Source organism: Photobacterium sp. GB-72 (assembly GCF_003026095.1).
In the GTDB taxonomy this organism is placed as follows: Bacteria; Pseudomonadota; Gammaproteobacteria; order Enterobacterales; family Vibrionaceae; genus Photobacterium.
In genome coordinates, this window is the sequence record NZ_PYNV01000006.1 from 187239 (window position 1) to 200693 (window position 13455).

General features: G+C 37.3%; 14 protein-coding genes and 1 pseudogene. 6 read left to right on the top strand and 9 right to left on the bottom strand.

What is annotated here, in order from left to right:
* Nucleotides 1–88: 88 nt before the first annotated feature.
* A complete protein-coding gene (hflX, locus tag C9J40_RS09640) occupies nucleotides 89–1432 on the bottom strand; it encodes a GTPase HflX (RefSeq protein WP_107208167.1) in 1344 nt (447 codons plus the stop codon).
* A 478-nt stretch (nucleotides 1433–1910) separates the two neighbouring features.
* Here hflX and C9J40_RS09645 point away from each other — a divergent pair, with 478 nt between their 5' ends.
* Both C9J40_RS09645 and C9J40_RS09650 read left to right on the top strand, forming a co-directional pair.
* Nucleotides 1911–3242 carry a hypothetical protein gene (locus C9J40_RS09645; protein ID WP_107246670.1) on the top strand — a complete coding sequence of 444 codons (1332 nt, stop codon included), beginning with the start codon at nucleotides 1911–1913 and terminating at the stop codon, nucleotides 3240–3242.
* Nucleotides 3235–3570 (top strand): multidrug efflux SMR transporter, encoded by a 336-nt coding sequence (locus C9J40_RS09650; protein WP_107246672.1) that lies wholly within the window; start codon nucleotides 3235–3237, stop codon nucleotides 3568–3570. The genes C9J40_RS09645 and C9J40_RS09650 overlap by 8 nt, the downstream gene beginning before the upstream one ends.
* Nucleotides 3571–3687: 117 nt before the next feature.
* Here C9J40_RS09650 and C9J40_RS09655 read toward each other — a convergent pair whose 3' ends face one another.
* Complete coding sequence (locus tag C9J40_RS09655) at nucleotides 3688–4290, bottom strand: LysE/ArgO family amino acid transporter (RefSeq protein ID WP_107246673.1); 603 nt, start codon at nucleotides 4288–4290, stop codon at nucleotides 3688–3690.
* 393 nt (nucleotides 4291–4683) lie between these two features.
* Between C9J40_RS09655 and C9J40_RS09660 the strand changes: the two genes are divergently transcribed.
* Nucleotides 4684–4974: a hypothetical protein gene (locus C9J40_RS09660; protein WP_107246675.1), complete on the top strand. Its 291-nt coding sequence runs from the start codon at nucleotides 4684–4686 to the stop codon at nucleotides 4972–4974.
* A gap of 292 nt (nucleotides 4975–5266) precedes the next feature.
* Here C9J40_RS09660 and C9J40_RS09665 read toward each other — a convergent pair whose 3' ends face one another.
* Nucleotides 5267–5584: an antibiotic biosynthesis monooxygenase gene (locus C9J40_RS09665; protein WP_107246676.1), complete on the bottom strand. Its 318-nt coding sequence runs from the start codon at nucleotides 5582–5584 to the stop codon at nucleotides 5267–5269.
* Nucleotides 5585–5770: 186 nt separating this feature from the next.
* Nucleotides 5771–6070, bottom strand: coding sequence for a DUF3088 family protein (locus C9J40_RS09670; RefSeq protein WP_107246678.1), 300 nt, complete (start codon nucleotides 6068–6070; stop codon nucleotides 5771–5773).
* Between the two features lie 15 nt (nucleotides 6071–6085).
* Between C9J40_RS09670 and C9J40_RS22245 the strand changes: the two are divergent.
* Nucleotides 6086–6228 (top strand): annotated as a pseudogene (locus C9J40_RS22245) (phage integrase N-terminal SAM-like domain-containing protein); the annotation flags it as partial.
* Between the two features lie 189 nt (nucleotides 6229–6417).
* Here C9J40_RS22245 and C9J40_RS09675 read toward each other — a convergent pair.
* From C9J40_RS09675 to C9J40_RS09690, 4 genes are all read right to left on the bottom strand, one after another.
* Nucleotides 6418–6801, bottom strand: coding sequence for a VOC family protein (locus C9J40_RS09675; protein WP_107208126.1), 384 nt, complete (start codon nucleotides 6799–6801; stop codon nucleotides 6418–6420).
* Between the two features lie 52 nt (nucleotides 6802–6853).
* Nucleotides 6854–7660, bottom strand: coding sequence for a DUF6597 domain-containing transcriptional factor (locus tag C9J40_RS09680; protein WP_107208125.1), 807 nt, complete (start codon nucleotides 7658–7660; stop codon nucleotides 6854–6856).
* Between the two features lie 504 nt (nucleotides 7661–8164).
* Complete coding sequence (locus C9J40_RS09685; protein WP_107246680.1) at nucleotides 8165–9652, bottom strand: hypothetical protein; 1488 nt, start codon at nucleotides 9650–9652, stop codon at nucleotides 8165–8167.
* Nucleotides 9653–9668: 16 nt separating this feature from the next.
* Nucleotides 9669–10280: a hypothetical protein gene (locus C9J40_RS09690; RefSeq protein WP_107246681.1), complete on the bottom strand. Its 612-nt coding sequence runs from the start codon at nucleotides 10278–10280 to the stop codon at nucleotides 9669–9671.
* A gap of 375 nt (nucleotides 10281–10655) precedes the next feature.
* Between C9J40_RS09690 and C9J40_RS09695 the strand changes: the two genes are divergently transcribed.
* Complete coding sequence (locus C9J40_RS09695; protein WP_107208122.1) at nucleotides 10656–11132, top strand: peroxiredoxin; 477 nt, start codon at nucleotides 10656–10658, stop codon at nucleotides 11130–11132.
* A 177-nt stretch (nucleotides 11133–11309) separates the two neighbouring features.
* On the opposite strand, the gene C9J40_RS09700 is transcribed toward C9J40_RS09695, so the two are convergent.
* Nucleotides 11310–12200, bottom strand: coding sequence for a LysR family transcriptional regulator (locus C9J40_RS09700; protein ID WP_107208121.1), 891 nt, complete (start codon nucleotides 12198–12200; stop codon nucleotides 11310–11312).
* A gap of 202 nt (nucleotides 12201–12402) precedes the next feature.
* On the opposite strand from C9J40_RS09700, the gene C9J40_RS09705 reads away from it, so the two are divergent.
* The gene (locus C9J40_RS09705; protein ID WP_107246683.1) at nucleotides 12403–12972 is read left to right on the top strand and encodes a DUF2938 family protein; all 570 of its coding nucleotides are present in this window, start codon (nucleotides 12403–12405) and stop codon (nucleotides 12970–12972) included.
* Nucleotides 12973–13455 lie beyond the last annotated feature (483 nt).

The following is a 13455-nucleotide window of genomic DNA, read 5'->3' on the forward strand; positions in this document are numbered from 1 at the left end:
ATCTAGAACTTTAATCCATCGTTATAAACAAGCAAACACACACAGCTATTTGCTCACTCAATAAAGTTTCTATATAAAGCTACATATGTCACTTTTGATATTCAGACATCCGTTTTTTCAAGCGTGCGAGTTCAATCTCATTAGAGCGAACAGTCAGCTTAATATGGTCATATTCATATTCTTCTTTCGTTACACTCATCACCGAACGAATATCCCCCATCAGCCCTTTTGCGGTATAAGGCACAATGATTTCTTCTTCTATCATCTCGTGTTGAGCTACATCGACAACGTATTGATGAAGTTTGGTAATATCTAGTGGATTACGGGTTGACGTCATCATAGCATCAGGAAATTCAGCCATTAATGCCTGTTGCTGATCAACACTTAATTGATCTGATTTATTCAGCACTAATAGTTTTTTTATACCATCAACACCCACTTCTTTTAGCACTTCATGAACAACGTCTAATTGAGAACGGAATGACACATCAGATGCATCAACCACATACAATAATAGGGAAGCGTCATGAGCTTCAGCCAAGGTTGAATGGAAAGATGCCACCAAATCGTGCGGTAATTTTTTAATAAAACCAACCGTATCTGATACTAAAATACGCGGTTGTGTTTCTGGTTTTAAGGCGCGAACAGTGGTATCTAGCGTAGCAAATAATTTATTTTCGCCTTCAACATCACTACCTGTTAATGCTCGCATCATAGACGACTTACCCGCATTGGTATAGCCAACTAACGCCACACAAAAAAGCTCTGAACGTTGAGTTCGACGCCCTTTCATTTCATCTTGAACGCTGACTAATTCACGGCGCAATTCCGCCAATTGATCGCGAATTTTACGACGATCAAGCTCTAGCGTTGTTTCACCCGCACCTTTACCCATTTGTCGCTCTTTATTACCGCTGGTGGATTCGCGTAAACGTGGCGCTAAATAATTAAGACGAGCAATTTCAACCTGTAGTCGTGCCGTTCGTGTACGAGCATGACGGCTAAATATCTCAATAATGATGCCTGTGCGATCAAACACTTCAACGCCTAATTGATTTTCCACATTACGTAATTGAGATGGGCTTAAATCACAGTCAAACACCACAACATCGGCAAGTACGCTGGGTAAATCATCGAGTGACACATCTATAAAATCAATGTCATCAAGAGGATCATCTTCACCATCGTCTTCAATAACACCAAGGTTTCCAGTTAACTGCGCGATCTCAGCCATTTTACCAGAACCAAGTACACTCATTTTTTTTGTTGAGCTTAGTTTTTGAGACTGTGTGCCAACAACTTTAAAGCCTAATGTCGTCACTAGGCGTGCTAATTCTTCTAATGAACTTTTTGCTTCATCGCCTTTAAATTGCGGCGTTTGGATTGAAATTAGTAATGCGTTGTTTTTTAACGGTTTTTGTGTTAATTGCATACTGAATGCTAATGCACTAACGTGCACCCTATCTTTATAATTACCTTCATCCTACGCTCTTATAGTCAGGCTTTATACAAGAAAAGATATTATTATTTAACATTCTTTCTATTTATTATTACGATAATAAAGATGTTGTTCTCTGTTTAAAGGTTCTAACGATTTATTTTAAATACCACCACGATATGTCATCGCATTTACCTAAGAATCCAGAATAAATTTAAATGATATATTGATGAATTATAAAAATATTATTTAAATACAACGTGACTTATTATGTAACAACTCACAATATTAGATTATATTATTGAATCACATAACTAATATAAAACAATACCTTGATTAACATTCAACCATGTAATAATATCCTCGCCTTCGTTTTGAATATATCAATTAGTTTTAGAAAGTATCTTACTTTTAGCTTTATCTAATAGTTCTATTAGAACGCTAGATCACAAATAAAAAATTACGGTTCTTCATGTTACAAATAGCGATGCTACTTTTCGGTGCACCTTTCGTAAAAAGTAAAATATTTCATCTGTTAGGATTCAGCACCCTTTGGGGATTTGCTGGCCTTCTCATCTTCATTGATGGCCTTGACGGAAAAGTATTTGATTCCTTCAGTTACTTTCTTTTACTTGAAAGCTTAACAACTTTAATCGTAGCGCCTAGCGGATTGGGGTTGCACCGTAACATCCTTATTTTCAAAGGATTAATATTCTTTTGTTACGCAATTGCGGCACTCGTAAATATCAAATTTAGCAATATTTTATTATCTGCGACTTTTGGTTTAACTTATATTTCTGTTGGTATTTTTAATATTGCATCCGCTTGGGTTGTTCGTTTTGCTCATTGGAAAAGAGCTATCGTGTGGGGATGTATTCAAATCTTTTATTCTATTTTCCTATTACAAAATTATAATTATGTTATTTCTTACTTTCTTGGGTTTATTATGATCACAGGAAGTATTCGAAGTATCATTGTTCTAATGAAGGTTAGTTCATTAAAATACAACAGCCCTATTTTTCAATTATTAAATAATAGTGGAAATGAATATATATCCACAACTGACAGCGTATATTCGATAAATAGCACAGAAAATAGAAATAATACGCAACCGTTAACAATACATATATGGACACCAGAGGGGTCAGCAGAAAACCCACATGTTCCTCGCCCCATTATTAATCGTTACATTGCAGCTACAGATGTAAACGGGGTTATTTCTACCGGTCATGCCGCATTAGAAGCAGGATTTGAGTGTTATATTAGTTTATATCCATCAGAAGATATTGATCGCTCACCTTCTGAGTTTATTCGCACTCTAAAAGCGACTCCTGAAAATAATGTGCTTGGCCGTTACTTACCGGATTACAAAACCGAAGCCGCTGAATGGTGTGAATCAAATGTTAAAATAGAATTTATTCAATATAACGCACTAACATTAAAGCAGTTCTGGCATCATTGTTATAAAAATCCTATTTATAATTTAACCTCCAATAACTGTTCAAGTAATACCGCTTATGCACTAGAAGCGGCATTAGACGGTGTCTTGTATAAAAAAAGCAGCAGTATATTCACCCTTTTAAAACTGTTGTGCAGCCCTGAGTTATGGCTTGCAGCTCAAATTCGACATCGTGCAATGATGATGGCATGGACACCTGGTTTAACGATGGATTATAGCCGCGTGTTACACAGCATTGTTCAACCAGCTTCATTACCTTGGTATCAACGGTTATCACTTAAATATTCTTTGCAGCAAGCAATCAGACGCACACAAAACAATTTAGCGAGTAATTTTTATGACTAATGTATACCTGATACTCTTTATTTCTATAATTGCTGAAACGCTTGCAACAACCATGATGAAAGCATCTGAAGGCTTTACCCGACTCGCTCCCAGCCTTGTTGTACTAGTTGGTTACGCGATCTCATTTTATGGGCTTTCTCAAGTCGTTAAAATCATGAATGTCGGCATCGCTTATGCACTTTGGGCAGGGATCGGTATCTTTTTAGTCTCTACACTGTCTTATTTTGTATATCAGCAAAAGCTCGATTTTCCAGCCTTGCTTGGGTTAATCCTTATTGCCGCAGGCATCATCACGATTCAACTTTTTTCAAAATCTGTCATGCAGTAATAAACACATAAGCCATCAGTTCTGCAGCCATCACAAGTGTGGGCTGATATGGCTCGTTGATACCCGACCATTATTCCCATTGCTGTTCTCGGTGTAATTTGAATCACTCTAACCGACTCAAATACCGAGAACCAACGATGCTGCAATAGATAACATAATTACCCCTACCAGTATTTCTAACACCTTCCATGCTTTAGGCTGCTGAAATAATGGAGCTAATAAACGCGATCCATGGCCCAGTGAAAAGAAAAACACAAAAGATGCCGTGATAGCCCCCAGCGCGAATTGCCACTCATAAGGTTGATATTGGGTAGAAATAGAGCCAAGTAGCACGACTGTATCTAAATACACATGTGGGTTTAACCACGTAAAAGCCAAACAAGTCAGTATCGTTTTTAATAATGAACCTGATGTTCTTTGATCAATAAGCAAAGCATGATCCGTCATCAATGCCGATTTAAAACTCAACAGCCCATAAACCGTTAAGAAAATTGCGCCACCGTAACGCGCCACAGTTTCAATATCTGGATACTTACTGACAATAACGCCAAAGCCTGCGACACCAAAGCTAATCAATAATGCATCTGACAACGCACAAACAATACAGATGATAAACACGTATTGATTCTTAAGTCCTTGTTTCAATACAAACGCATTTTGAGAGCCAATTGCCAGTATTAAAGATAAGCCAAGCGAAAAGCCAGCAAGAAAGATAGTCATTACAGCACATCCATGTAAAAAGTGACGAGTATTAGGTTAATACTATTTATCTACGTAAGTTACAAAGTAGTTAATAATTCAGCAATGAATGACCACTTTACTCATAATTAACAGCGATAATCACCTTTCAATTATACCCAAAAAGAAAGATGTATACTTTTCATACAGAAATACATGCAAAAACACGCCTCTCTGGTTTTGTTCTTCAAAAACTCTAATTCACTATTTATTGATAATAATCAAGATATTAGTTAATCCCGTAATAATCCATAACAAACTTAACAACAATTAATTATCGTTTTACGATAATTTTTTATTTATTTAGTTTTGTTTTATAGCTATATTAGCAACCGAACCAACGCACAATATTCATTAAATTATTAGAGGTATATAATGAAAAAAGTATTACTATTACTAGCACTTAGCTCTGTTTCTGTTTTCGCACATGCAGCTCCAGCTAAACATTCTGAGCAAATGCTGGCACAAGTAGATAGCATTACCATTTATTCGGGTGACAATGTTGATAGCCAAAAACAAGCGGTTAAAACAATCAATAAAGCACTTGTACCAAACTTTGAAAAATGTGCAGTTTACTTACCGAAAGGTGCCTCAAAAGCAAGTACAACTATCACCCTATCTCGCGATGCTGATGGTAAAATGTCGCTTGATTGTGCAGGCCAATAACCCCTGATACAAATTTAATACCGACCTAATGTAGGTCGGTATTTTTTTTATAAGTGTCTTTACCTAATAAATAATTAGGGTAATGGTGAATTAGCTGAATTGATAACTCATGTGAAGACATAATGTGTTAGGACGTTACTCTATTTAGACCAGTAGATATTTATTAGGGCAAGTAAGGCTATGTTCGATTTTCAGCAACACCCTTTATAATATTCACAATATTTACTTATATAAGGGAGGCTTGTTCAACACTTCGGATAGGTGTCGGCTACGCGACACATATCCTTATTTGTCATATGCCATAGTCTCGTTCTACCTTTGAAATACGAACCTTAAATGACTCATACCATAACTTACGACCGTATTTTTGAGCCTCTTGGTGCTCAGTATTCGCCTTCCAGTTTTTAATAGACTCCAAATCAAGCCAGTAAGAAACTGTAATACCTAGATCTTCTCTTGCTGACTCTGCACCTAAATAGCCTGGTTGCTGTGCAGCAAGCTCAATCATCCTATTTGCAATTTCGCCATAACCATTATCACCCGCAGTACGAACTGAAGTAAAAATAACAGCATAGTATGGTGGTTTTGGGGTATTCACTAAAAGAGTCATCAATTATCCTTGGCATATAACGTCTTGTTAGTTGCTTATTTCAATAAATAATGGTTACTTTCCCAGACACCATTATCTAAAAGTTATCCTGACTTAAAATTGTTAGCTAAAATATTCGACGAAGGAACCAAAATTTAACTGTTTTAAGTCCTTTTTTATTTTCTAGTTAAGCTTACTTTACCCTCACTATGGGTGTACCGCAGCCCCACTAAATTCTCTTGCTAAATAATTAATAATTTCTGTTGGTTCAGTGATCGTCTTATTATTTTCAAGTATGAGTACAGGAAGCCATTGGTTTTCTTCACCCAATATATCCACTACTTCCTTTCTTGGTTTTGGAAACGCTATACGGCGAACTTCCACCATATCTTCCCAGTGCGTATTTACTGATAATGCACCTTCAATAAGTGCACAGTGTGAACAGATCCACATTTTCCCGGGACCATCTTCAAATGGCATGTTTAAAATAAATAATTTCGGCTTCATCAATGACTACTCTATGTTTTTGAACAATACCTTACTCATCTCACCTTGCAAGGTAAACGCCCCGCTACGATTGAAACTTATAGTCGTGCTCTACGTCGCATTAACATCAACTGGGTAAATAGCCAGACACCTTAACTACCGACGATCTGAAACGATATTTACACAACAGATCAAAACACATTCATGAAGTACCCATGATAATTGTTCGAAATGGCATCCACGCTTCAGAATTAAAAAAGGTTTTATTATAAATTAGAGTGTTACAATCACTGATTCACACCAAGGAGAGGTGTCGGCTATCGGTACATATCTCTTATTTGTTCTATTTTTAACGCATTATCTGTAGGTTACAAATGTTGAACGACGTCAATACTTAAACCTGCAGGATCTTGAATCATAAAATGTACTTGCCCCCATTCTTCTTCTTTTAAAGCCATTATAAGGTTGAGATCCATTTGCTTAGCTTCGGCATACGCAAAGGTAGCATCCTTGACTTCAAGCGAAATAACATACCCCTTAGAAGACATTATAGGATGAAGAAATTCAGGTTGGCTTGCGACGTTTGGTAATAGAAAACCAAGCTGGATATTATTATTAGGCGAGACCAAATGAAGGTAAAAATTTGAATCATAGAATACGGCGTTAAATCCAAAAACGGTCTCATAAAACTGCTTTACTGCCTCTAAATCACTCGTCACCATTACGGGGAACATAGCATCAACGTCTATCATTTTATTTACTCCTGAGATTAGATTATTAAAACAATATTATTATTCATTTAATTCAATCTGCCTTGTACAAAGCGGACATAGTCCTAAACTCGCTGGGAGTAACACCAGATATATTTTTAAATTCTCGATTAAAGTGCGGTTGGTCATAATAATAATACGCCCATACATCGACGAAACTCTCCATATTCATCGCACGTAATATTTTCTGAAAACGAAAAACCTTAGTGAATTCTCTAGGCGAAAGTCCTAAATATTGTGAAGTTAATCGACGAAGGTGCCGAGCTGATACACCAAATTCAGAACACTGTTTATTAGACAAATCAATACTAGATGTAATGCTTCGATCACAATACAAAATAAAGCGTATTAATCTACGATCAACTTCGCTAGAACCTATATTACCAAGTAATATTTGAGAAATAATTTCGCAACGTCTTTGAAATGACATTGCCTGATAAGCGTTATTGTATAAAGCACTTAATAAATGTTTGGGTAATAGGTCACTGATGATTGTTACATTCTCGTCATTACTCCATTGACTCAAAGGAGCCTGGATTATTCCTTGATGCCCTAATATACGAAACCGAATACCAAAATATGAAACAGGCCCTGTCATCTCAAATACTTTAGCCGAGCAGAATGGTGTTACAACAAAGGCGTCTTCAGGAAAAGTAAGATTAATTATGATGTCGACACAATTATCAGGGAGACTACGATAAAAATACTGACCATCAGGTACATTAAGTTGCCAAAACTCCTGCACCCAATTACTTAACGGTGGTATTGGTTTGAAAGTAATATAATAATTTGGATTATTTACACGACCTTGCAAGGAGTCATCATTAATGTTTATCAGCATAATTGAATATCCGCCTCTCAGAGAGTATAGGAAAAATATAGCGCGCTCATAACGGGCATCTTTAACAGCTAACCCACTGATTTATATAGATTAGTGCAACCTATAACTTTTAGTTCCTTTTCAGGGTTAAATCAGCTACAAATTTAGTAAAGCCAACACAAAACACACTATAGTTTTTAGCATGTAAAACTGTGGCCAGTATTTGTTAACCACTACAATTGAAGGTTCAATAACCTGATTAAGTATAGAAGCTCGATATAAGTTTAAACTGCGATTACTTAGCTTCAGGTTGAAACAAGTTATATTCGGATATTTGCTGCTCAGCAATACTTCTTAAGTTTTCAGGTAAGAAACTTAAGCAAAGATGGAGATACTCTTGTTCAAAAAGTGTTGATTGAACACAAAGAAAGTAAGAAATGTATGTATTCTTATTAATACAAATTGAATATAAAAGCCACAAGCTTTCCATGAAAGCCTGTAGCTTTAATTCATTCTTTTATCACGCTAATAACTCAAGCCTAGCTCTTTAATGATAGTTTCTGAACGCTCGATACTGACAGTAATGCGAGATTCTAAACGTCCCATAATAAACTCATGGCGTTCTGCTTCATTAACACCAAACATGTCTAGTTTATCTAACATAAACACGACAAAAAGAGAGCCTAAACCAGAAAGTAATCCTGTCAATACCATACTGATAGTGCCAGCAAACGGAATCGTCCCTAATGCAGTAGCAATGGCTTCCCCTGCCATAATACCGCCAGTGATCACTAAACCCGTGGCTAAGATTTTAGTTGCTTCATGGGCTGCTTGTTTTGCTGTCATTCCTTCGGGTGGAAATATTAATGTTTTTAACGCTTTGGTTAATGACATAAAGCCTTCACGGATAATACGCACCATGTTTTTTCCTGTGCGTACAAACATGTTCAGTAATGCGGTAATGATTGAACTTAAAAAGCCTGACAACGCCCCTGCTGCAAACGCTTGAGCCACATTCTTCCATTTTGAAAGCAGTTTGTTTTTGATGTTATTAAGCCGAGAGATCAATGCATCCACCCACGACATTTCCAGTGCGTTACCTTTGAAACCATTATTAAATATATCTTTTACTTCTATGAAGGTGGCAGAAATAAACTCAGATAACAAAGCACCTAATGCTTGTTGTAAACCTTGTTGGCTACCCGCTTTTACACCATCTACCGCACCACGTTTAGCAACAAAAACGGTTTTACCAACAGGATTTGACGGTACATATTTCTCCGCGGCTTTTTCTGCTCTTGTATGTGCAGCGTTAGTGCGTCTTTTATCGGCTTGTTCATTGGTTTCTGAGAACTCTTTAAGATCCTTTTCACCTTTAGATCGGTTTAAACTGTTATGGGTAAATTCATGATTATCAGGATCAGCTGCAAATTGGCGTTTCTCAACATCCGATAACATATATGCCCCACTTTCATGAAAGGCTTTTAGCGATTTAACATGGTCTAAGTCCATCTCAGATGCATCGTGATATTGACCTGTATACGTGTCTTTAATCTGCCCCTGCTCGTTAGTCGATTGCAGCTTTAGTTTTTTCCGTTGTGTATCAAACGATACACCTTCACCACCAGAACTCTTTGGTGATTTGGTGTAATCATTACGATTGTATTTAAAATTACGATCGACATTTTCTAAGTCAGCACGACTTAAATTAAGTGGGCTTAGCAGTTGATTGATCAAAACGTCTTTACTTGATTCAAACAATACATCGTATTTTTCTTTATTAAAATCACTATCTAGCATCTTTAATGATGCTTTTACTTCTGCTTCAGAGACATTAAGATCGTAGATCGGCGCTTTTTCTAACAGCGCATTATCAATAAACTCTTGATCAACCTGACGGGCTAACATCTGTTGCGATACTTCAGAATTTGCCAGTTCTTTAATATGGCTTTTCTCGGCATAATTACTGCGAAGTTGCTGTCTTTTCTTAAAGCGTTCCGATCTACTACTCATTTGTTACTGCCCTGTCTTACGCTGCTTTTACCAATGTATTCCATGCTTGTTCGAACGCTTTTTCATTCTCATGAACACGACCATCAGCATGCATCACCACTTCGATGATTTCGTTGTAAAGTTCAAATGAATTCAAGCCCACCTTTTGTGCTAGTGCAAACGCAGTATTAACATTTGGTGGGTTCTTAGCCATATCTTCGATTTTACGCTTCACGTGACTTGGTAATTCACTTGAAGACACACCCGCAATAAATTCATCGATCTCTTGGCGTTCTTCTAATGAAATTTCACCATCACAATTAGCACACGCAAGGCCAACTGCTTCCATTGCGATCAGTAAATTAAAATAATTTTCAGTTTCGTCTAAACGATTTTTTGCGTCTTCAAACGCAGCCGTTAATTTACTGTATTTAAGTTCCTGTTCAGCATTAGCTCGACGCTCACCACGGCGTTCTGCCTCTTCTTCACTGTCGTCCATTGCTGCGGCAACACCACCGGCGGCAGCACCAACACCACCCGCAATCGCTGCACCTGCTGCAGTAATTGCACCTACTGGTCCTGCAATTGGTAATGCCACTACACATGCAATCCCAGCGGCTGCGCCACCAATAACTTTCCAAAAGCTCATGTATTAATCCTTTTCAATATCAAGATATATGTTCAAATTGAGTCTCTATATTTAACAACCACCAGCATTTCATAACCATACAATATAAGGCCAAAGAATTTAGGAATCAGCCATTCCACTACAGCTAGCTAAATATGAAGCATTAAATTTTATTTATAATTTATAGGGTTTTATAAATAGTGAGTCTGTGAAGTAATGCGCATTCCATTACAGTCGCGATATTTTGCTTATTTTCTTTGTTCAATTTGCCACCGAGACAACAAATTTCAAATATCTGAATATGACATTGACAATGATTGCTCCACCAGCAAAATTAGCCGTGAGATAAAATCCTCGCTACACTGTTTCAAACTAATACAACAAGGAAAGTAAACCATGATCGAAAAAGGCCAAACATTACCAGCCGCAGTGCTCAGTGAACTCACACATGACGGTATGGTTAAACACGATACCGCAGAGCTTTTTGCCAACAAACGTGTTGTGCTGTTTGCTGTACCAGGAGCATTTACTCCTACTTGCTCTGAAGCCCATTTACCGGGTTATGTCGTGCTAGCAGATGAGATCAAAGCAACGGGTGTCGACATTATTGCTTGTGTATCTGTTAATGATGCCTTTGTTATGCAAGCTTGGGGCGAAGCGCAAAACGCATCTGAAATTATGATGTTGGGCGATGGCGATGGAAGCTTTACTAAAGCATTAGGGCTTGAAATGGACACTGCTAACTTTGGTGGTATTCGTTCTCAACGTTATGCAATGGTTGTTGATAATGGCGTGGTAACTCAGCTCAACGTTGAAGAGCCAAAACAATTTGAAGCGAGTAAAGCGGAAACGATTTTAGCAAGCTTGAAGTAACCGCAATAAGACTTTAAACATCAATAATATGGTTCAGTGTGTGATCATTGAACCATATTTATACTTACCCAACTCTGAAAGCGTCAACCAGCTCACGAGTGGCTGTATCTTCGGTCATTATGGACGTCTTCATACATTTGCTAGTAATAAGAAACGCTCACTAAATTAGTGACAATGTCACAATATTTCGCTGAGTTTATTTCTCAACCATTGGTTAGCTGAGTTATGTTCATCACGCTTATGCCACATCATAATGTGTTTGAAAGGTTTGGAAGAAAATGGCAATGGCAGTATTTGTAAGTTAAATAATGAGGCATATTTTTCAGCCATGAGTCGGCTAACTGGCGCAACGGCGTTGCTCTCTGACACTAATGCTAAGATTGAAACAATAGATGCGGTTTCACAGTCTAAATCTCTTGGCAGAAAGCGTTCATCAGAGAAATAATTCATTTCAAGTAAGTCTATTCGCCTTTTCTGCATGAAGATTATTTTTTCAGCATAAAACTGCGCTTGCGTGATTGTCTGTTGGATATTGGGATGATCTTTCCGACAGACTACGACAATTTCATCATCGATAAATGATTGATAGAAAAAAGACGGATTACTGCGTAAACCAATATCAATGGCTAAATCTGCTTTCTGTAAACTTAACTGAGATAGCAACTCTTCTTCTGTATTAGGCGTCATATAGAGGTTTATTTTGCAATTCCCCATCGTTGGGTCGAGCTCAATTTTATTTCTAATCGTGTGCATAACCACCTCATTTACATAAACCGTAAACGCGTGATGATTTTGAACATCAAACCCCGCGATATTACCTAACGCACTTTGTACTGTCGTTAGCGCTGGCTCTATCTCATTCGCTAATTTAATTGCGGCATGTGTTGGGCTAATTCCACGCCCTTCTCTTACAAAAAGAGGCGTCCCTAACTGGGATTGTAATCGCTTTAATACGCCACTTACCCCAGGTTGTGTTAAACCTAATGATTCTGATGCTAATGTGATGGAACGAAGCCGATACACTTCTAAAAATACCACCAGCAAATTCAAATCTAAATTTGGTTTCATCCTTGATCCCATACATAACCATTCGTAATGCTTTGCATAAAGCATACTTTATATATCCCAATTTTTCATTGCCTTAGACTATAAACATCAACAAATCATTGAACTTATAAAAGCCATTGCCACGGTGTTAATAAACCACACCTGACTATGACAAGCTCTTTTCATTATCACAATGAAAGCGTAATTAATCAGGAGATGCTCTATGTTCTATTATCCCCATCACCAACGTTCATCCTACCTCCTTCACCTTCTGTTTATTAGTGTATTTAGTGGTCTTTGCTTAGATTTAGGCAGCAACTTATATCTATTATTCAGTGATCACCCACTAAATAATTTTGCGAGTTTAGGCCGTTATTTGGTTTATATCACTCAAGGGCATCCACTGGTTGAAGCTATACAGCAGGTGCCAGCCGTTCCCCATGATGTTCTCATCGGTTGGATTATGCACTTTAGCGTTAGTTTAGTTTATACCGTGATTTATATTAGCTTTGTAGAGAAAGGATTGTTTCTAAAACCAAGTCTTAAAAAATCGCTTGTTTATGCATGGTCATTGTTATTTTTTCCATTAGTTGTGGTGAGTTATGCCTTTGGTGAAGGCTTTTTCCACGTGAATAGTCCCAATATGATCCACGCGATTTTGTTCTCTATTTTTTGTCATTCTTGCTACGGTATTGGTTTGTATATCACTACGAAAGTGCTTTACGCTAGTCGATTAGAGATTTTCAAAGAAGCGAAAGAACATCATGCAATAATCGTCAACAATGCGACATAACATTAAGAAAAGGTACTTTAATCATTGCGTTGTTCGATTAAATGCATTGCCAATCACGCGATATATTTTATATAGCATCGCGTGATTTGTTATTTATCTGAAAAGCAAACATCAGCAGCTAAAGTACGAAGTTTGAGTGCTTCATGCGACTGCTTGTTTGCTGTTATATATTCGGTTGGAAATAACAACGTTTTTAGTTCGTTAATACCATAAAATGTTAAAATGGTTTTGAAACAAAAGTAGCTCACAATATGCGTCAGCTTGACCAATTTTTAATACAACACACTACTTATACAAACTGAACTTTTTAGTAAATTCTCGTAATGTTTCAGTATCACCAAACAAACAAACTCCCAATGTAGTGGTACATTAAATTTGGCCACCTACTCAGAGGTGATATCATCACCTCTTAACATGGATAGGTGACATCATGACAAAACGAACAAGACGATTATTTAGTGCTGAATTTAAATTAGAGGCAGC